This window comes from Nannocystis exedens (genome assembly GCF_002343915.1).
GTDB lineage: Bacteria > Myxococcota_A > Polyangia > Nannocystales > Nannocystaceae > Nannocystis > Nannocystis exedens.
Window position 1 is genome coordinate 245,333 of the sequence record NZ_NETK01000002.1, and the last position, 17,951, is coordinate 263,283.

General features: G+C 75.3%; 14 protein-coding genes. 7 read left to right on the plus strand and 7 right to left on the minus strand.

The annotated features are described in order from the left end of the window. Positions 1-4: 4 nt before the first annotated feature. The 4 genes from NAEX_RS44995 to NAEX_RS45010 all read left to right on the plus strand — a co-directional run bounded on the left by NAEX_RS44995 (position 5) and on the right by NAEX_RS45010 (position 6,284). Positions 5-268: a hypothetical protein gene (locus NAEX_RS44995; protein WP_096334097.1), complete on the plus strand. Its 264-nt coding sequence runs from the start codon at positions 5-7 to the stop codon at positions 266-268. Further along, positions 268-2,703: a hypothetical protein gene (locus tag NAEX_RS45000; RefSeq protein ID WP_096334098.1), complete on the plus strand. Its 2,436-nt coding sequence runs from the start codon at positions 268-270 to the stop codon at positions 2,701-2,703. Before NAEX_RS44995 ends, NAEX_RS45000 begins: the two co-directional genes overlap by 1 nt. After that, positions 2,700-4,202 (plus strand): hypothetical protein, encoded by a 1,503-nt coding sequence (locus tag NAEX_RS45005; RefSeq protein WP_096334099.1) that lies wholly within the window; start codon positions 2,700-2,702, stop codon positions 4,200-4,202. Before NAEX_RS45000 ends, NAEX_RS45005 begins: the two co-directional genes overlap by 4 nt. Before the next feature lie 357 nt (positions 4,203-4,559). Next, entirely contained in the window at positions 4,560-6,284 is a 1,725-nt protein-coding gene (locus tag NAEX_RS45010) for a proton-conducting transporter transmembrane domain-containing protein (RefSeq protein WP_096334100.1), read from the plus strand. A gap of 422 nt (positions 6,285-6,706) precedes the next feature. On the opposite strand, the gene NAEX_RS51745 is transcribed toward NAEX_RS45010, so the two are convergent. The 4 genes from NAEX_RS51745 to serS form a co-directional block, all read right to left on the minus strand. Then, positions 6,707-7,606 (minus strand): hypothetical protein, encoded by a 900-nt coding sequence (locus NAEX_RS51745; protein ID WP_170136572.1) that lies wholly within the window; start codon positions 7,604-7,606, stop codon positions 6,707-6,709. Positions 7,607-7,634: 28 nt separating this feature from the next. Then, positions 7,635-8,555 (minus strand): GNAT family N-acetyltransferase, encoded by a 921-nt coding sequence (locus NAEX_RS45020; protein WP_100792726.1) that lies wholly within the window; start codon positions 8,553-8,555, stop codon positions 7,635-7,637. Between the two features lie 440 nt (positions 8,556-8,995). After that, positions 8,996-10,012, minus strand: coding sequence for a tryptophan--tRNA ligase (gene trpS / locus NAEX_RS45030; RefSeq protein WP_096334104.1), 1,017 nt, complete (start codon positions 10,010-10,012; stop codon positions 8,996-8,998). A gap of 52 nt (positions 10,013-10,064) precedes the next feature. Further along, positions 10,065-11,438, minus strand: coding sequence for a serine--tRNA ligase (serS, locus tag NAEX_RS45035; protein ID WP_096334105.1), 1,374 nt, complete (start codon positions 11,436-11,438; stop codon positions 10,065-10,067). 222 nt (positions 11,439-11,660) lie between these two features. On the opposite strand from serS, the gene NAEX_RS45040 reads away from it, so the two are divergent. From NAEX_RS45040 to NAEX_RS45050, 3 genes are all read left to right on the plus strand, one after another. Further along, entirely contained in the window at positions 11,661-11,846 is a 186-nt protein-coding gene (locus NAEX_RS45040) for a hypothetical protein (protein WP_096334106.1), read from the plus strand. A 170-nt stretch (positions 11,847-12,016) separates the two neighbouring features. After that, the gene (gene dacB, locus NAEX_RS45045; protein WP_170136573.1) at positions 12,017-13,594 is read left to right on the plus strand and encodes a D-alanyl-D-alanine carboxypeptidase/D-alanyl-D-alanine endopeptidase; all 1,578 of its coding nucleotides are present in this window, start codon (positions 12,017-12,019) and stop codon (positions 13,592-13,594) included. 566 nt (positions 13,595-14,160) lie between these two features. Continuing rightward, complete coding sequence (locus NAEX_RS45050) at positions 14,161-15,216, plus strand: D-alanine--D-alanine ligase family protein (protein WP_096334108.1); 1,056 nt, start codon at positions 14,161-14,163, stop codon at positions 15,214-15,216. A 64-nt stretch (positions 15,217-15,280) separates the two neighbouring features. Here NAEX_RS45050 and NAEX_RS45055 read toward each other — a convergent pair whose 3' ends face one another. From NAEX_RS45055 to NAEX_RS45065, 3 genes are all read right to left on the minus strand, one after another. Beyond that, a complete protein-coding gene (locus tag NAEX_RS45055) occupies positions 15,281-15,661 on the minus strand; it encodes a hypothetical protein (RefSeq protein ID WP_096334109.1) in 381 nt (126 codons plus the stop codon). 47 nt (positions 15,662-15,708) lie between these two features. After that, positions 15,709-16,428: a tellurite resistance TerB family protein gene (locus NAEX_RS45060; protein WP_096334110.1), complete on the minus strand. Its 720-nt coding sequence runs from the start codon at positions 16,426-16,428 to the stop codon at positions 15,709-15,711. Positions 16,429-16,555: 127 nt separating this feature from the next. After that, a complete protein-coding gene (locus NAEX_RS45065; protein ID WP_170136574.1) occupies positions 16,556-17,926 on the minus strand; it encodes a DUF4215 domain-containing protein in 1,371 nt (456 codons plus the stop codon). Positions 17,927-17,951: the final 25 nt, after the last annotated feature.

A 17,951-nucleotide genomic window follows, 5' to 3' on the forward strand; every position in this document is an offset into this window, starting at 1 on the left:
GCGCGTGCCCATCACCCACGTCTACTACCTGGCCAGCGGCTTGTGGCTGCTCGGGCTCGCGGGCGTGCTGCTGCGCCCCGACGGCTGGGCGCGGACGCTGGCGCTGGTGGTGATGCTGGTCGGCGCGGCGACGGTGCTGGTCGGGGCCGCGCGCGCGTGGGCGAACGCCGACATCCACGGCCTGGCGGCGCTGCTGCTCGCGCTCGCCGGCGCCTACGCGGTGGTGCTGGCGACGCTCTCGCCCGAGCCGGACCGGGAAGGCTCGTGATGGGCGCGCTGGCGGCGACGCTGCTCCCGGCCGCGGTCGGACTCGCGCTCGTCGGCCTGGCCCGGCCGCTCGAGCGGCGCTGGGGCGTGGCCTCGGCCAACGCGGCGGCGGCCCGCGCGGCCCTGCTGGCGGCGGTGCTGGCCTGCCTGGTGCTGTGGCAGGCGATCCAGCGCGACCAGCTCGAGCACCGCCTCGCGTGGATCCGCGTCGGCCGCACGACCACGATCGACTGGATCGTCCAGCTCGACGGGCTCGGCCTGGCGCTGGCCGTGGTCGCCCTGGCGGCGCTCGTGCTCGGGGTCGTCGCCAGCCTGGCCTTCGGGACAGCCGGCGGCGGCCGCCCGGGCGCCCGCCTGGCCCTCGCCGCCGGCGGCGCGCTGGTGGTGGCGAGCGGCGGGACGCTGGTCCAGCTGGCGATCGGGGTCGGCCTCGTCGTGCTGGCCCTCAGGGCATGGCCGAGCGACCATGTATCTTCGGACATGCCCGATCGGACATGGCTGCTCAGCCTGGTCGGCGCGGGGCTGGCGCTGGCGATCGTCGCCTGGCTGGCGGCCGCCGGCGACTTCGACCTGATGCGGCTCGAGCGGGCCTCGTTCGCGCAGGAGCGCTCGGAGCTGGTCCGCGGGCGGATCGGCGGGCCGCTGTTCGGGCTGCCGCCGGGGGCGGTGGCGACGCTGGCCGCCGGCGCGGCGGCGCTGGCGTGGGCGGTCGCGTGGCCGCGGCTTTTGGCCCGCGCGTGGGCCGAGGGCCCGGCGCCGGCGCTGGTGGCCACGTGCGTGGCGGCGCCGGCGCTCGGGGTGGTGCTGCTGCGGACGCAGGTGGCGCTGGCGACCGCGCCGACGGCCCTGGCGCTGCTCACCGCGGCGGCGGCCGGGACGGCGGCGTGGGCCGGGATCGAGGCGGCCCGGGCCCGCACGAGCGCGCGGGCGCTGACGTGCGGCACGGTGGCGACGCTGGCGATCGCGACGGCGACGATCGCGATCGGCGAGCCGATCGCGGCGGCCCAGCTGCTCGTCGCCGGCGGGCTGGCGTGGGCGGCCCCGATCGCCGGGCTGTTCGCGCCGCGACGGCTGCGCGCGGGGATCGCCGCGGTGGCGGCGCTCGGCCTGGCGGTCGCGCTCGGACCGGCCGTGGCGGCGCTGTGGAACGACCTCAGCGCGTGGTCGTCGGGGCTCAACGCGCTGGCGCCGGCGCTCGCGCTGGTCGGCGTGGCGGGGGCGGCGAGCGGGGTACGACGTGTCCTCACGGACAGGACCGATGCGCCAGGTTGGCCGCGGCCCGAGGCGCCGCCGCTGCTGCTCGGGGTCGGCGCGGTGCTGGCGCTCGCGGCGGTGGCGGCCGCCCTGTGGCCGCTTGCGCCGCGGATCTGGCCGCTGTTCGTGGCCGGGCGGATGTTCGAGGGGGCCTACGCGCTGGGGCCCCGGCCGGGCGCGTGGATCGTCGGGCCATGGGTGGGCGCGGGGCTGGTGGCGGCGGGGATCGCGGTGGGGCTGGCGCTGGCGCCGCGGATCCAGCCGGCGCCCGCCCGCACGCGCCCGCGTCCCGCGGGGGCGGCCGGGCCGACGATCCCGCGGCTCTTGCGGCTCGGCGAGCGGCTGGTCGGGCGCCTGACCTTGTGGCCAGGTGACGAGCGAGTCACGGTCGCGCCCGGCCGCTTCGACGTCCGCGGGCCGCTGCTGCTGGCGATCGCGGGGACGCTGGCGATCCTCGGCTCGGTGTTCTGCAACCCCGACGTGGTGGTGCTCGGGCCGACGCGGGTGCATCCGGTCGACCTCGGCGGCCTCGACGCCGCGATGGCCGGCGCCCGCCGCGGAGGCGGCCAGGCGGCCCCGCAGACGAGCGTGCGCGGGCCCGGGCCGGGGCTGGAAGGGCAGGGCGAGGACATCGGACCGGCGCCCCGCGGCCTGGATCCGGCTGGCGCGGGGGACATGCCCGAAGGGGCAGGCGCTGGCGCGGGGGACATGCCCGAAGGGGCAGGCGCCGGCGCGGCCGCAGAGCACCTCGGGGCTGGCGCCGGGGACATGCTCGAAGGGGCAAGCGCTGCCGGTGCCGCGCGGGCGGGCGAGAGCCGCGCAGGGAGCCCGGGGGCAGGCGCCGGGGACATGCTCGAAGGGGCCGGTGCCGCGCGGGCGGGCGAGAGCCGCGCCGAGAAGTCCGGGGCTGGCGCCGGGGACATGCCCGAAGGGGCAGGTTCCGGCAGCGCTGCGCCCACCGCCGGGGAGAGCGACGGGGCAGGCTCGGGGCGAGTCGGAGGGGCGCCGGTGCGCTCGACCGGGGCTGGCCGAGCGGGCATGTCTGAAGGGGCAGGTTCCGCCCGCGCCGGCGAGCCGCCTGGGCCTGGTGCTGGGGACATGTCCGAGGGGGCAGGTCTTGAACGGCCGGGACAGGGCGGCGCGACGGCGGGCGCGGCCGGGCCCGCGGGAGGGCGGCCGTGAGCGCGCTGGCGGATCTGCGGATCGTGGCGGGCTTGCCTTGGCTCGCGGCCGTGGCGGTGCTGTTGCTGCCCCGGCAGGCGGCGCGGGCCTGCGCGCTGGGGGCGACGGCGATCGGGGTGGCGGCGGCGCTCGCCTGCTCGGCCGGGGCGCCGGCGATCGACCTGCCGTGGCTCGGCCGCGGGGTCGCGCTGCGTCTGGCGCTCGGTCCGCTGGCGGCGCTCGGCCTGGTGGCGACGGCGATCGCGGGGCTTCTGGCGGTGCTGGAGGAGGAGACGCGCCGTCGGGATCGGCTGGCCGGGCTGCTGGCGCTGCAGGGGACGGTGCTGGGGGCGCTGCTGGCCGACGACGCGGTGGTGCTGGCGGCGGCGTGGGCGCTGGCGCCGGCGCTGGTGCTGGGGCTGCTGGGGGCGCGGGCGAGCGAGGCCGAGGGCCGGATCGCCGGGCGGGCGCTGGCGCTGTTCCTGTCCCTCGGGGCAGGTGCGATCCTGCTGGTCGGCGCGGGCCTGGCCGTGGCCCACCGCGGCGCGAGCAGCGGGACGTGGAGCGCGGCGCTGGTCGACCTGGCGAGCGTGCGCGTGCCCGCGGGCGCCGGGACGGCCCTGGCGGCCGCGCTGGCGCTGGCGGGCACGCTGGCGATCGGGCTGTGGCCGCTGCACGCGGGGCTGGTCGAAGGGACAGCCGTGGGCTCGCGCGGGACGGCGCGGCTGCTGGCCGGGCCGGTCCGCTGGCTCGGGCTCGACGCGCTGATCCGGGTGTGGGCGCCGCTGGTCCCGCTCGGCGCGGCCGCGACGGCGCCGTGGCTGGCCGGGCTGGCGACGCTGGGGGCGATCTACGCCGGGCTGTCGGCGCGCGTGGAGACCGACCCGGAGCGCCGCGCGGCCCGGATCGCGCTGGTCGGCTGGAGCGTCGCGGTGGTCGGCGTGGCCTCGCTGACCCACGAGGGGCTGGCGGGCGCGCTGCTCCTGGCGGTGGTGGCCGGGCTCGGCCAGCCGGGGCTGGCGCGCGCCGACGCGGTCACCCGGGTGGTGCTCGGCCTGGCCGCGGCGCTGGCGGGCGCGCTGGTGGTCGGCGCGGCGCTGCGTCCGGCCGATCTCACGCTCGGCGCGCTCGGGCCGTGGTGCGCCTGCGGGTCCGCCCTGGCGCTCGGGCTGGCCGGCTCGGCGATGTCCCGGGGAACAGGGTCGAAGGAACATGTCGTCGCAGACATGGCTGATGGAGCAGATTCTTCGGGACATGTCCCGACCCGCTGGTCGGCGGCGGCCCTGGCCGTGGTGGTGGCGGTGGCGATCGCGCGGCCGAACCTGGTGCTGGGGCGCGTCGACGAGGCGGGCGAGGCGTGGGTCCGCGCCAGCGCGCTGCAGCGCTGCCTGGCGCTGGTCGACCCGCGGGTCGTGCCGGTGCTGCTGCCGCCGGTGCTGCCGACCCGCTGCGAGTCGCCGCTCGCGGGCCTGCGCGCCGGGCTGGCCAGCGAGGCGGAGAGGCAGGTGCGCGGTGAGTGAGGCGCGGCGGGCCGTGTGCGGGCTCGGCGAGGGGGGCGGGCCGGGGGGCCGCGCCGGAGGCGGAGCGCAGCGCGACCGCGTCGAAGCGAGGATCGAGGCGCGGCGGGCCGTGTGCGGGCTCGGCGAGGGGGCGGGCCGGTGGGCCGTGCCGGGGGCGGAGCGCAGCGCGACCGCGTCGCAGCGAGGATCGAGGCGCGGCGGGCCGTGTGCGGGCTCGGCGAGTGGGCGGGCCGGGGGCCGTGCCGGAGGCGGAGCGCAGCGCGACCGCGTCGCAGCGAGAATCGACGCGCGGCGGGCCGTGTGCGGGCTCGGCGAGTGGGGCGCGCGGCAGGGCCGCGTCGCGGGGGAGGGCGGGCGATGAGTGAGGCGCTGGTGCCGTTCGCCTCGGCGCTGATCGTCGGGCTGTGGGGCGTGCTCAGCCTGCTCGCGGCGCGAGCGGGGCAACCAACCGCGCTCGGACGGCTCGCGCTCGGTCGGGCGGTCCCGGCGGGCGGGCTGGCGTTCGCGCTGGTGACGGCGCTGGCGGGGCTCACCGCGCCGGAGCTGATCGGCGAGCTGCAGGCGCGCGGGGCGATCGTCGTCGATCGACTGGCGGCGCTGTTCGACGCGCTGCTGGTGACCGTGCTGCTGGCGGCGGTGGTCGCCGACCCGCGGTCGGGGACCGATCCCCGCGCGACCTGGGGCCGCGGCATGCTGCTGCTCGCGGGCGCGGGGGCGATGCTGACGGTGCGCGCGGCCGACTGGGCCAGCCTGTGCGTCGGCCTCGAGCTGGCGACGCTCGCAGGTGGGCTGTGCCTGGCGGCCGGCCGCGAGGGCGAGCCGGCGGAGGGGGCCACGGCGGCGGGGCGCGAGTCGGCGCGGACCTGGCTCTTGGGACAGGGCGTCGGCGCGGGGTTGCTGTGGCTCGGCGTCGGGTTGGTCGTCGCGGCGACCGGGACGGTGCGGCTGCACGAGCTCGGGGCGCGCGTCGGCGCGGTGTTCCTGCGCTGGGGTGCCAACACGACGCAGGCCGCGGTCGACGTGCTGCAGGCGAAGGAAGCGATGCCGGCCGGGCTCATCGCCCACGCGCGCGACGCGGCCGTCGAGGGCATGGCCCCGGCGGCGCTGTACGTCCCCGGGGCGTTGCTCGTGCTGGCGGGGCTGCTGGTCCGCGCGGGGGCGTTCCCGCTGCTGGCCGGGCGCACGCGGGTGGCCGGGCGCGCGGGGCTGTGCGGCTGGGTGGCGACCGAGCTGGTCGTGAGGACAGCCGCGGTGGCGGCGCTGATCCGCGTGTTCGTGGCGGCGCTGCACGCCCCGCGGGTGGTCTACGCGCCCTACGGCTGGGGCACCGCGGCGGCGGTGGTCGCCGGCGTCTCGGTGGTCGTGTGCGGGATCCGTGCGGTGCGGGCCGCTGACCTGCGGCGGCTCCTGGCGTGGGCCGGGGCGGCGCAGGTCGGGCTGACGCTGCTGGCGATCGCCGCGGCCGCCAACTTCGTCGCTCACGCGGGGCTGCGCGCCGGCGGGCTCGAGGTCGCCGATCACTACCTCTGGGGTCATACGGCGGCGGAGGCGGCCGTGGCGGCGGCCGTGATCGGTCACGCGGTGTTCGTGCTGGCGGCGACGGCGGCGATGGCCGCGGCCGCCTCGGTCCACGCCAACCGCGGGCTGGTCGACCTGGCCGGCGCGGTCCGGCGCAGCCCGGTGCTGGCGGCCTCGCTGGCGATCTGCGCGCTGGCGCTGGCCGGGGCGCCGCCCACCGCGGGGCTGCCGGGGCGCTGGTGGCTGTTCACGGCTGTCCTCGAGGACAGCAACGTGCTGGTCCGGGCGATGGCCGCGGCCGCCGCGGCCGGCGCGGCGCTGGTCGGCTGGGCCTGCCTGCGCCCGCTGCTCGCCGCGCTGACCCCGGCCCCCGGCGAGGCGGAGCGGCCGGCGCGACCGCGGGGAGCGGCGCTGGTCGTGGCGGCTGTCCTCTCGGGCATGCTCGTCGGGGCAGGAATCTGGGGACAGGGCGTGTGGAACATGGCCGAAGAGGCAGCCGCGGGGATCGCGTTCCAGGCCGGGAGCAAGGGCCGCCGCGAGTGGCTCAGCCGCGCGGGGGAGTGAGCGGTCGCGCCGGGCCTGGTCGTCCGTAGGCCGGACGAGCCGCGGGGCGCCGCAGCGGCCTGAGCGCGAGCGGTGCGTCGCGACCGGCGCGGGTGACGACCGCGAGGACGGAGCGCGGGAGTCGGTGCGGGGCGGGAGAGAGAGAGGCGCGAGCGGCTGAAACGCTGATGGAGGTACAGCCGCTCGGCGACCGCTCTCGTTCCGCAGCTTCGCCGGTCGCTTCGGCGTCGCAGGCGGCGCGGGGAGACCCGCGAGTGACGGCCATCGAGGGCGCGTCGTCGCGGGAATCAGCGCCCGGGTGACGACCTCGTGATGAAGGTGTGCCGAGGGACATGTCTATGTGGACATGTCTCTTCCTGCGGCGATGGAGAACGGACGAGGCCCGCGGGCGCGAGGCGCGGACCTCGCGGGTCAACGACGGGTCACTGGCAGACGCTGCCCATCGCGCCGCCCTGGCCGAGCGAGCCGGGGGTGCAAGTGCCGTTCATGCAGTCGGCGTCGGTCTTGCACTCGCCGCACACGCCGAGGGTCAAGAAGCCCATGACGTCGACCTCGCCGCACTTGCCCGAGGCGCAGGCGGCGTCGGCGTCGTCCTCGCCGAGCGGGCAGAGGGCGCCGTTCTCGACGCTGCCGGGCTCGACGCACTTCTTGGCGCCGCTAAACGCCTGGATGTCGAGCTCGGGGGTGCAGATCATGCCCATGTCGCAGTCGGCCGACTCGGAGCACTCGCCGCAGGTGTCGGGGATGATGCCGGGGATCGGGAGGTCGACCGCGGGGCCGCAGATCAGGCCGTCCTGGCAGGCGTCCTGCGACATGCACTGGTTGCCGTAGCCGCCCGCGGCGCAGGTGGCCCCGCTGGGCCCGAGCGAGCAGGAGATGCCGGTGCCGGCGCGCACGCAGTCGGCGTCCTCGTTGCACTCCGAGCAGATGCCGCCGTCGGGGAACAGCGGGCTCGTGTAGCAGTTCATCGACTCGCAGTCGTCGTCGGTCTGGCACATGCCGCCGTTCGGCTGCGGGTTGCCCGGACCGGTGGTGCCCTGCGTGGTGTCGGTGGTGATGAAGCCGGCCGACATGTTGGTGGTGGTCGGCGTGCCGGTCGTGGGATCGACGGCGGTGGTGGAGCTGTCGTTGGTGGTGGAGGTGCTGCTGGTGGTCGGCGTGTCCGTGCCGGTCGTGGAGCTCGTGTCGCCGCCGCTGGTGGTCGTGGTGTCGGTGCCGGCGCTCGCGCTCGTCAGCGGATCTTCGCCGCGACAGGCGGCGAGGGTGAGGGCGGCGGTGAGGGCGAAGGCTGCAGTCTTGGCGAGGTCATGCACGAAGGTCACGGTGAAGCTCCGGATCGATCCGCGCGCATCATCCATCGCCCGGCGCGAGCTTGTCTAGTTGACGCGTCAGCGCGAGATCCATGGCCGCGAACCGCTGCGCGACGCGAAACTCGGCGAGTTGCTGCGCGGGGCGCAAGGCGTCCCGCGAGCGCCCGGCGTCGTCGCCTCGCAGCAACGCGGCGGTGATCGAACTCACCGGGTCGACTCCGTACAGGAGCAGCGGCATGGTCGTGGGAGTGGTCGCGAGCAAGGCCGCGACCGCAGCCAGCGGATCGACGCCGCGCGCGACGAGCATGCGCTGCACCAGCAGCGCTCGACCCTCGCGGGAGACGTGGGCCCACGCGCCCGGCAGCGGCTCCAGCGTGGCCGCGAGCGCCGGCGGCGTGCGGGCCCACGCGCCGGGGCGCCACGCGCAGACCTCGATCGCGTCGCTGCTCGTGGGGGCGGGGGACCATGGCTGCTTGGCCTGATCGGCGAGCTCACGGTCCCATCGGGCATGGGAGATCGGGCATGTCCCATGCGCCAGGAGGGTCAGGCGCCGGGCGGTCACGACGAGGCCGAGGCGGGCGTAGAAGGCCTCGCGCTCGGGCTCGGCGAGCACGCGCAGGGCCGTGAATCGACCGGCGAGGCGGGCGGCGGCGGCCTCGACGAGCGCGCGACCGAGGCCGCCGCCGCGGCGCGCCGCGATCACGCCGAGGCCGGCCGAGTGGGCGATCCGGTCGGATGGATCCTGGCCGATGAGGAAGTATCCGAAGAGCATGTCATGAGGGACATGTTCCGGAGCACCGGCGGCGACCGCCAGGACCGAGCGCTCGCGGTCGACGCCCTCGCGCTCGAGCTTGCGCGCGAACCACCCCGGCGCCCGCTCGCCGCGGCCGAAGATGTCCTCGGCGAGGGCCGTGAGCGCGTCGGTGGCGACGCCGCGCAGGCTGCGGAGCTCGACGTCCATGGCGCGGCGAGTCTGGCAGAGGCGAGCCGCGCGGGCGAGGCGAGGCGGCGGTCCGCGACAGCCAGGAGGCTGCTCGCCGCGGGGTCGCGACAGGCGGACGGCGGCGTGCGCCCGGGAGCGAGGAGGCCTGCGCAGGCGACGAGCCGCGAGGTTGCGCCGAGCGGCACCGCGGCGTGCGCCCGGGAGCGAGGGAGCCTGCGCAGGCGACGAGCCGCGAGGTTGCGACGAGCGGCACGGGGGCGTGCGCTCGGGAGCGAGGAGGCCAGCGCAGGCGACGAGCCGCGAGGTTGCGCCGGGCGGCACCGCGGCGTGCGCTCGGGAGCGAGGAGGTCTGCGCAGGCGACGAGCTGCGCGGTTGCGCCGAGCGGCACGGCGGCGTGCGCTCAGAGGCGAGGACGACCGTGTTCTCGGCCGAGCTCTGCCGGCGCGGTGCCGGCCGCTCAGGCGAGGCCGACGGCGCGGCGGCAACGGTCGATCGTCGCGCGGGCGATCGGGCGGGCGCGCTCGGCCGAGGCGCGGAGGATGGCCTCGACCTCGTCCGGGTGCTGCAGCAGGTGCTCGCGGCGGGCGCGGGCGGGCGCGAAGTGGGCGTCGAGCTTGTCGGCGAGCAGCATCTTGGCGTGGCCGTAGCCGAACGGCTGGCCGTCGCGAGCGCCGGCGCGGTACCACTCGGCGATCTGCGCCAGCTCGGCCTCGTCGGCGAGGAGCTTGAGCAGGGCGTAGACGTTGCACGTGTCGGGGTTCAGCGGCTGGCCGAGCGGGGTCGAATCGGTGACGATCTGGCCGACCAGCTTGCGCAGCTTCTTGCCCGACTCGAACAGCGGCAAGAGGTTGCCGTAGCTCTTCGACATCTTGCGGCCGTCGAAGCCGGGGACGATCGGCGCGCTGCCGAGGATCGCCTCGGGCCGGACGAGCAGCGGCGGACCGCCGGCCGCGTAGGCCTCGTTGAGGTAGGTGGCCATGTCCTGGGCGAACTCGACGTGCTGGAGCTGATCTTTGCCGACGGGCACGAGGGTGCCGTCGTAGATCAGGATGTCGGCGGCCATCAGCAGCGGGTAGTTGAACAGGCCGGCGCTCGGCTTGATGCCCTGGGCGATCTTGTCCTTGTAGCTGGTGGACCGCTCCATCAGGCCGAGGCCCGTCACGCAGGCGAGCAGCCAGGCGAGCTCGTGGACCTCGGGGATGTCGCTCTGGCGGAACAGCAGCGCCTTGGCCGGATCGAGGCCGAGCGCGAGGTAGGTGACCGCGGCGTCGAACACGTTCTGCCGCAGCGCCTCGGGGTTCCGCAGGGTCGTGAGCGCGTGGTAGTCGGCGATGAAGTAGTACGCCTCGCCCGGGTAGCGGTCCTGCAGGGCGATGTGCTGCGCGATCGCGCCGAAGTAGTTGCCGAGGTGGAGCACGCCCGAGGGCTGGATGCCCGACAGCACGCGCGGAGCAGGGGATGGCGCTTGGGACATGGCGCTTGGGACCTGTCGTGAAGGACCTGTCGTGGAAAACCTGTCGAGGAGTTCAGGCGCGGCGGCGCGGGCCGATCACCGGCTTGCCGACCAGCGGCTGCAGCACCTCGGGGACGGCGACGGTGCCGTCCTGCTGCTGGTAGTTCTCGAGGATGGCGACGAGCGCCCGCGAGGTGGCGACGGCGGTGCCGTTCAGCATGTGGACGTGGCGCGGCTTGGGCTTGCCCTCGCCGGCCGGGCGGTAGCGGATCCGCAGGCGCCGGGCCTGGTAGTCGGTGCAGTTCGAGGTGCTGGTGATCTCGCCGTGGGCGCCGCGGCCGGGCATCCACGCCTCGAGGTCGAACTTGCGGAACGCCGGGCCGCCGAGGTCGCCGCTGGCGATGTCGAGGACGCGGTAGGGGATCTTCAGGGCCTGGAAGATCTCCTCCTCGATCGCGAGCAGGCGCTCGTGCATCGCCTCGCTCTGCTCGGGGGTGGTGAAGGCGAACAGCTCGACCTTGGTGAACTGATGCACGCGGTAGAGGCCCTTCGACTCCTGGCCCGCGGAGCCGGCCTCGGTGCGGAAGCAGTGCGAAAGGCCGGCGAGCAGCAGCGGCAGCTGCTCCTCCTCGAGGATCGCGTCGGCGAGCATGCCGCCGAGCGTGATCTCGGCGGTGCCGACCAGACAGAGGTCGCTGTCGGCGACGCTGTAGACCTGGGTCGACTCGCCGCGCGGCTGGAAGCCGAGGCCGCGCAGGATCTCGTCGCGCGCGAGGTCGGGGGTGGTGTGCAGCGCGAAGCCGTGGCGCGCGGCGACGCCGAGCGCGAAGTGCTGCAGCGCGAGGTCGAGGAGCACGGCCTCGTGCTTGAGGTAGTAGAACTTCTGGCCGGCGACCTTGGCCCCGGCCTCGAAGTCGACGAGGTCGAGCGACTCGGCGACCGCGAGGTGGTCGCGCGGGGCGAAGCCCTCGGCCGCGAAGTCGCGCGGGGTGCCGACGCGGCGCAGCTCGCGGTGATCGTCGTCGGTGCGGCCGCGCGGGGTGTCGGGGTGGGTGAGGTTGGGGACGCGAGCCCAGGCCTCGTCGCGGGCGCGCAGGGCGGCCTCGGTCTGGTCGACGAGAGATCTCTCGTCGGTGCGCAGCTGCTTGCCCTGCTCGATCAGGCGGGCCCGCTCGGCCGCCTGCTGGTCCTTCGGCAGCGAGCCGACCGACTTCATGGCGGCGCTGGTCTGGTTCTGCTGCTGGCGGAGCTCGTCCTGGCGGCGGAGGAGGCCGAGGTAGGCGGCGTCGAGGTCGACCAGGCGCGCGACGGTCTGCGCGGCCCAGTCGGCGCCCGCGGGGTCGGCGGCCGCGCCGGGGGCGAGGTCCTCGAACACGCGGGCGTGGCGGTCGCGCAGGTTCTGGGCGATCCGGGCGCTGTCTTCGCGGAGGACGTGGATGTCGAGCATGGGGCGCGGACATTAGCAGGCCCCGCGCGCGGGGGAAGGGGGCGCTCGCGCGGCGCCAGCGGCCGCGCCGGAAATCAGCGCTTGACCCTGAGGGGCCGCTCACGCATCCTACGCCGCCCGAAAGCGCCGGCCCCCGGCCGGCCCGGGGCCGCCCAATTGCCCGAATACGGGCGAATCAGGCCCCGCAGACCAACATTTGCCGCCACAGAGGTCCTTGCCGCCATGGGATACGGAGATAACCGCCACACGCCGAAGATGCGCCAGCGCCGGAGCCGGAACAAGCTGATCGCCCGCCTCAAGCGCAAGGCGGCCGAGGTCAAGGCGACCCGCCTGGCCAACAAGCAGCAGGTCCAGGCCGAGTCCGGCAGCAAGAAGACGAAGGCCAAGAAGAAGACCGACAAGGGCTAGTCGGTCCCGCCGAGGTGACGGCCTGTCCCGAAGGTCAGCGCGAAAGCGCGCCGGGCAGGCCGCGTCCCTCGTCGATCCGAGGGCGCGCGTCGGGGCGATGGCCCCGAACGGGCGGAAAGTCCGATTTCTTGAGCGCTGAGGGCGGGTACGCCATGGTGGGATATCCCGCCGTGACCCGCTCCTTCCCGCAGCTCGCAAGCTTCGCCCTCGCCCTGATCACCGCGTATGCGGGCCTGGCGACCGCCGGTCCGCGCTCGCCCGGCCCGGCCCCGGCGCCGCAGTCGATCCGCGAGGCCGTCGAGCCGGAGGAGCCGGTGCTGCCGCCGCGTCCCGGCGCGCCGTTCGCGGCGCAGACGTGGCCCCAGCGGGTGGCCGTGCGCCTGGCCGACGTGTCGGCGCGGGCGCGAGCGCGCGACTGGACGGCCGATCCGACCGGCGACGCGAGCCTGCGCCGCAAGCTGGCCGAGCTGGTCCGCCGCGCCGGCCCGGGGGTCGCGGTCCACGTCGCCGACCTGGACGAAGGGACATGGCTCTTCGACCAGAACGGCGCGGCCCGCCTCAACCCGGCGTCGAACCAAAAAGTGCTCACCGCGGTCGCGGCGCTCGAGCTGCTCGGGCCCGACTACCGGTTCGAGACCCGCCTGGTCCGCGACGGCGACGCGCTGGTGCTGATCGGCGACGGCGACCCGAGCTTGCAGCTGCAAGGGCTGCACGCGCTGGCCAGCAAGGCGCTGGCCGCCGAGGCGCTGGCCGGGGTGCGGCGGATCGTGATCGACGAGCGGGCCTTCTCGCCGGAGCGCGTCGGGCCCGGCTACGAGGAGCCGCCGGGCCCGGGCCCGAGCTACCTCGCGCCGAGCGGGGCGCTGTCGCTGAGCTTCAACACGGTCGAGACGACGGTCCGCACCGACGGCAAGGCGGTCCACGTCGAGGTGACGCCGGCGAGCGAGCACGTGACGGTGGTGAACAAGGCCCGGCCGCTCCGCGGGCGCGCGCTCGAGGTGACGAGCACGTGCGAGGGCGGACGGACGGTGCTGACGGTGACCGGGGCGGCCAAGCGCAAGCCGATCACGGTGCGACGGCGGATCTGTGACCCCGGCAAGTTCGCCGGCGAGGCGTTCGCGGCGGTGCTGCACGAGCTCGGCGGGCCGCTGCTGCCGGTCGAGAGCGGGGCGGCCTCGGCCCATGCGCGCGAGGTGGCGACGCTGGTGTCGCCGCCGCTGTCGCAGATCCTGGCGAGCGCGCTCAAGTACTCCAACAACTTCACGAGCGAACAGGTGGTCCGCACGCTCGGGCGCCGGATGTCCGGAGCGCCAGGTTCGTGGGACAACGGCCGGGCGGCCCTGCAGGCGTTCTGGCGCGCGGCCGGCAACGATCCGCGCGAGCTGCAGCCGGAGAACGGCTCGGGCCTGAGCCTGCGCGGGCGGGTCAGCGCGCGCGGGCTGGTCCGCGTGCTGGCGCTGGCCCGCGACGAGGGGGGGGCGGCGGCGAGCATCGTGCCGGCGCTCGCAGGCGCGGGCGGCGAGGGGACGCTGCGCCTGCGCATGCCTGGCGGCCACGGGCGCGTGCGGGGGAAGACGGGGACGATCGGCGGAGTGAGCGCGCTGTCGGGGATCGCGGCGACACCCGACGGCCGCCGCGCGCTCGGCTTCAGCGTGCTGATCAACGGCAAGAACCTGGCGATGCCGCGCAGCCGCCGGCTGCAGGATCGCATCGTCCTGGCGCTGCTGGAGCACCTCGACGCGGGCTGACCGATCGGACCTGTGCGTTTGTTCCTGGTGAATCGCACAGGTACGCGAGGACATGATCGAACGGGCAGGCTGAGCGCCGCCGCGGGAGACGCGGTCGGGCGAGCGGGATGAGCCCGAGGTCCGGCGGTCGACCTGGCGGAGGGGACAGGTGGGCGGCCCGGCGCGCGGCCTCGTCCTTCGCTGGCCCGCCCCCGACCGCGCGTCCCGTCGAAAGGCCGCGACTCCGCGGGCCGAACGGCCGGCCACACGGTGATGCCCGGTGACGCGAGCGCGCCGAAGGGCTGCCACGCGGACGCCGAGCGGGCGGCGAGCGGCCGAGCGGAGGCATGTCCGGACCGGGCCTCCGCGGCCGCGCGAGGTCGCGGTCGCCGAGGCCGACCTGGCGAATGAGACAGGTCTGCGGCGGCGGCGGCCGGACTCGTCCGCGGGCCACGGGCGCGCGAGGGGCGAGGAGATCGGTCGCCGGGCGCGCGACGGGCGGCCGGGGAATGTCCGCCGGCGCCAGCGCGTCACGGCGGGGCGCCGTATCGCCATCGCCGTCGCGCGGTGGTAGCGTCCACCCGCCCATGCCAGCCCGACGTCTCCTCATCGTCTTCGGCGGTCGCTCCTCGGAGCACGAGATCTCGCTCCGCAGCGCGGCCGAGATCCTCAAGGCCATCGATCGCCAGCGCTTCACGCCGATCCTGCTCGGGATCCGGCGCGACGGCAGCTGGTGGACGGGGCCGGCCGAGTGGTCGCTCGAGGCGGTGCTCGAGACCGGCGAGCCGGTGTCCGACCTGCGCAAGCTGGCGCCCGACCTGGTGTTCCCGGTCCTGCACGGGCCCTACGGCGAGGACGGGACGTTCCAGGGGCTGCTCGAGGTGCTCGGCCTGCCGTACGTCGGCTCGGGCGTGCTGGCGTCGGCGCTGTGCATGGACAAGGCGCTGCTCAAGCACGTGCTCGCGACGCAGTCGCCGGCGATCCCGGTCGTGCCGTGGCTCGAGGTCGACGCCCACGGGCTCGGCACGGCGGCGCAGCGGCAAGAGATCGTCGACGCGATCGTCGAGGAGGTCGGGTTCCCCTGCTTCGTCAAGCCGGCCAACCAGGGCAGCTCGGTCGGCATCAGCCGCGTCGACGAGGAGGCCGGGCTGTGGCGCGCGCTGACGCTGGCGTCGCGCTACGACGCCAAGCTGGTGGTCGAGAAGGGGATCGACGCCCGTGAGATCGAGCTGGCGGTGCTCGGCAACGGCGACGCGCACACGCTGGTCAGCGCGCCCGGCGAGATCGGGCTGCCGCCCGGCGAGTGGTACGACTACGAGAACAAGTACCTGAAGGACGCGGCGACCCTGCAGATCCCCGCCGACCTGCCCGAGACCGCCGCCGAACGCCTGCAGGACCTGGCCCTGCGCGCGTTCCGGGTCGCCGGCTGCAAGGGCCTGGCGCGCATCGACTTCCTCGTCGACCGCCAGACGCTCCAGCCGTACCTCAACGAGATCAACACGATGCCCGGCTTCACGACGATCAGCATGTACCCGAAGCTGGTCGAGCGGGCCGGGGTGCCCTACGCCGAGCTGATCAGCCAGCTGTGCGAGCTGGCCCTCGCGCACCACGCGGCGCGCAGCAAGCTCAGCGTGACCCGCTGAGGTGCTCTCCGGGACATGTCGCGAAAAGCATGCTTTTCGCGTCATGTCCTTGGCGTCATGCTCCTCAGAGCATGACCCACGGGACACGTTCGCCCCAGCCGAAGGCGGCCATCAGGGCGGCGAACACGAGGATGTTGAGCAGCCAGACCAGCGCGGCGAGGGCGGCGGAGCCGAGCCAGCCGGTCTCGGCGACGGCGCGGCGGGGGTGGCGGTGGACCCAGCCGAGCAGGTAAATCGGCGCGAACACCAGCCACAGCGCGCCCTGGCCGACGAACAGGGCGGTCACCAGGGCCTCGTGGGCGTCGGGGCAGGTGCACGCCAGCAGGGCGAGGATCACCAGCGTCCCGGCGGTCGCGAGGCCGGCGGGGGCGAAGCCGAACAGGAAGACGCGATCGATCGGCCACAGCAGGTTGTCGGACGCGGCGCGCGGCTCGGGACCCGGCATGCTCACAGTGTCCCCGCGGTCGGGCGCCGGGGCAAGCCGCGCGCGCTTCAGGCGTACAGCAGGCGCAGCGCTTGCTCGCGCGGGACCGCGGCGAAGGCCGCGAGCTCGAGGAAGAAGTCGCGGCCGAGGTCGGCGCGGCTCGAGGCGGACACGAGCGGACCGATGGCGCGCAGGACGGCGAAGCGGCGCTCGCGCGGGAGCGCCGCCAGGCGAGCGCCGACGTGGTCGAGCTCCGGCCGCTTCGACAGGTACTCGCGCGCGAGCACGTCGCGGCGCTCGGGCGTGAGCGGCAGGCGGCCCAGCAGCGCGCGGTACTGATCGATCTCCTCGGGGTCGAGCACGCCGTCGAGGTGGATCATCACCGCGGCGAAGGCGGCGATGTGCTCGCCGAGGTCGGCGGCCTGCTCCGTCCACTGCCGTCGCCAGCGCGCCAGCTCGTTCGGCGTGACGCCGAGCTGCGCGGCGATCCGCTCCATCATCGCCACCTCGGCCGCGCTCGCCTCGCCGTCGGCCAGCGCCATCGCCCAGGCGCGCTCGAGCGTGGTCTCGGTGAACGCGGGCAGCGGCGGCGGGAGGTCGTCGAAGAGCCGGTGGAGCGCGTTGAGGTCGCCGAGCATCCTGAACCACCGCCGGCTCTCGGCCTCGTCGAGGTGCTCGTCCAGCATGGTCAGGATCAGGTCGGCCTCGCCGGGCTTGATCTCGCCGTCAGCGTGGGCGATGAGGCCGCAGGCGACGAGGATCCACTCCTGCTCGGGGGTCAGGTGCATGGCGCGTCTCCGCGGCCAGCGTACAACGGATCGCCGTCGTCGGGGCCGAATCGGGCCGTCGGGCGGGTGAGCGAAATCGCGCCCGCCGCGCCGGAGAGCGGAGGCTCGCGCGGGGGCTGGCGTGACGTCAGCCGTCGAGGCCGCAGTAGCGGAGGCACTCGTCGGGGGGATCGGCGAGCCTGTACACGTAGTAATCGCCGCAGTTGCGCACCTGGATCGTGGACTCCCACTGGCAGTCGGTGTCCCACGCGAAGCAGACCTGGCGATCGACGACGCCCTCGTCGACCGTCGGATGGACGCCGACCATCCAGCCGGGAGCGTCGGTGCCGCAGTCGAACGGCTCGAGCGCGGTGGTCGGCATCAGCGTGCCGGCCGGGCCGGTGAGGCGGTACCACTTGTTCTCGAGCAGCTTGTCACACTTGGTGACCTTGCCCGGGCCGTCGTTGAAGGTGGAGTTGCGGTCGGGCTCGGCGAGCGGCACGTAGGTGAGGCACTCGGCCGGCAGCTCCTTCTGGCACTCGTCGTCGCAGCCGTCGAGCGGGACGACGTTGCCGTCGTCGCAGGTCTCGATGTTCAGCTCGACCTGGCCGTCGCCGCAGTGGGGCCCGAGCGCGGCGCAGCTGGGGGCGCAGCCGCCGTAGCTGCCGTCGTTGACGCCGTCGTCGCAGACCTCGTCGCTGTTGTGGACGAAGCCGTCGCCGCAGCTGGCCTGCGAGCAGTCGACCAGGCAGTCGTCGTTGTTGTCGAGGTTGCCGTCGTCGCAGGCCTCCATGTCGGGCCACAGGTAGCCGTCGCCGCAGTAGGCGGCCATGCACTCGACGCAGGCGTCGTCGGTGCTGAGGTTGGCGTCGTCGCACTCCTCGAACACCGCGTGGGTGAAGCCGTCGCCGCACGAGTAGGGCACGCAGCTCGACAGGCAGTTGTCGTCGTCGAGGGCGTTGCCGTCGTCGCACTGCTCGCCCTCGTCGACCTCGCCGTTGCCGCACAGCATCACCGGGGCGGCCTCGCACGCGGTCGTGCAGCCGTCGTCGTCCTGCGAATTGCCGTCGTCGCACGCCTCGGCGCCGAGCTGGACGAAGCCGTCGCCGCAGCGGGCCTCCTGGCACAGCGCGGTGCAGGTGTCCGAGTTGTCGGAGTTGCCGTCGTCGCACGCCTCGGCGCCGTTCTGCACGAAGCCGTCGCCGCACACGGCGAGCACGCAGCTGTTCAGGCAGGCGTCGGAGTTGTCGAGGTTGCCGTCGTCGCAGGTCTCACCGGGGTCGACCGCCCCGTTGCCGCACTGCTCGACCGGGCCGGTGCTCGTGTCGATCGTGGTGGTCGGCTCGGTGCTGCCGGTCGAGGTGTCGCCGGTGAGGTCGCCCTCGGTGACGGGCGAGCCGGTGGCGTCGGTGACAGGGGTCTGGCCGGTGTCGTTCGAGCACCCCGGCTGCAGCGCGACGACGCCCGCCAGCAACGCCACCAAACCCACCCGTTTTCCGCCGCGTCCGGCCCAAGCCATGATTTTTCCACTACCACCGATCCCG

Excerpts from the sequence above, each read along its gene's own strand:
- NAEX_RS45010 (WP_096334100.1), top strand. The coding sequence starts at position 4,560 with ATGAGTGAGGCGCTGGTGCCGTTCGCCTCGGCGCTGATCGTCGGGCTG.
- NAEX_RS45040 (WP_096334106.1), top strand. The coding sequence starts at position 11,661 with ATGGGATACGGAGATAACCGCCACACGCCGAAGATGCGCCAGCGCCGG.
- NAEX_RS45020 (WP_100792726.1), bottom strand. The coding sequence starts at position 8,555 with ATGGACGTCGAGCTCCGCAGCCTGCGCGGCGTCGCCACCGACGCGCTC.
- NAEX_RS45000 (WP_096334098.1), top strand. The coding sequence starts at position 268 with ATGGGCGCGCTGGCGGCGACGCTGCTCCCGGCCGCGGTCGGACTCGCG.
- NAEX_RS45050 (WP_096334108.1), top strand. The coding sequence starts at position 14,161 with ATGCCAGCCCGACGTCTCCTCATCGTCTTCGGCGGTCGCTCCTCGGAG.
- NAEX_RS45065 (WP_170136574.1), bottom strand. The coding sequence starts at position 17,926 with ATGGCTTGGGCCGGACGCGGCGGAAAACGGGTGGGTTTGGTGGCGTTG.
- NAEX_RS45060 (WP_096334110.1), bottom strand. The coding sequence starts at position 16,428 with ATGCACCTGACCCCCGAGCAGGAGTGGATCCTCGTCGCCTGCGGCCTC.
- serS (WP_096334105.1), bottom strand. The coding sequence starts at position 11,438 with ATGCTCGACATCCACGTCCTCCGCGAAGACAGCGCCCGGATCGCCCAG.
- trpS (WP_096334104.1), bottom strand. The coding sequence starts at position 10,012 with ATGTCCCAAGCGCCATCCCCTGCTCCGCGCGTGCTGTCGGGCATCCAG.
- NAEX_RS45055 (WP_096334109.1), bottom strand. The coding sequence starts at position 15,661 with ATGCCGGGTCCCGAGCCGCGCGCCGCGTCCGACAACCTGCTGTGGCCG.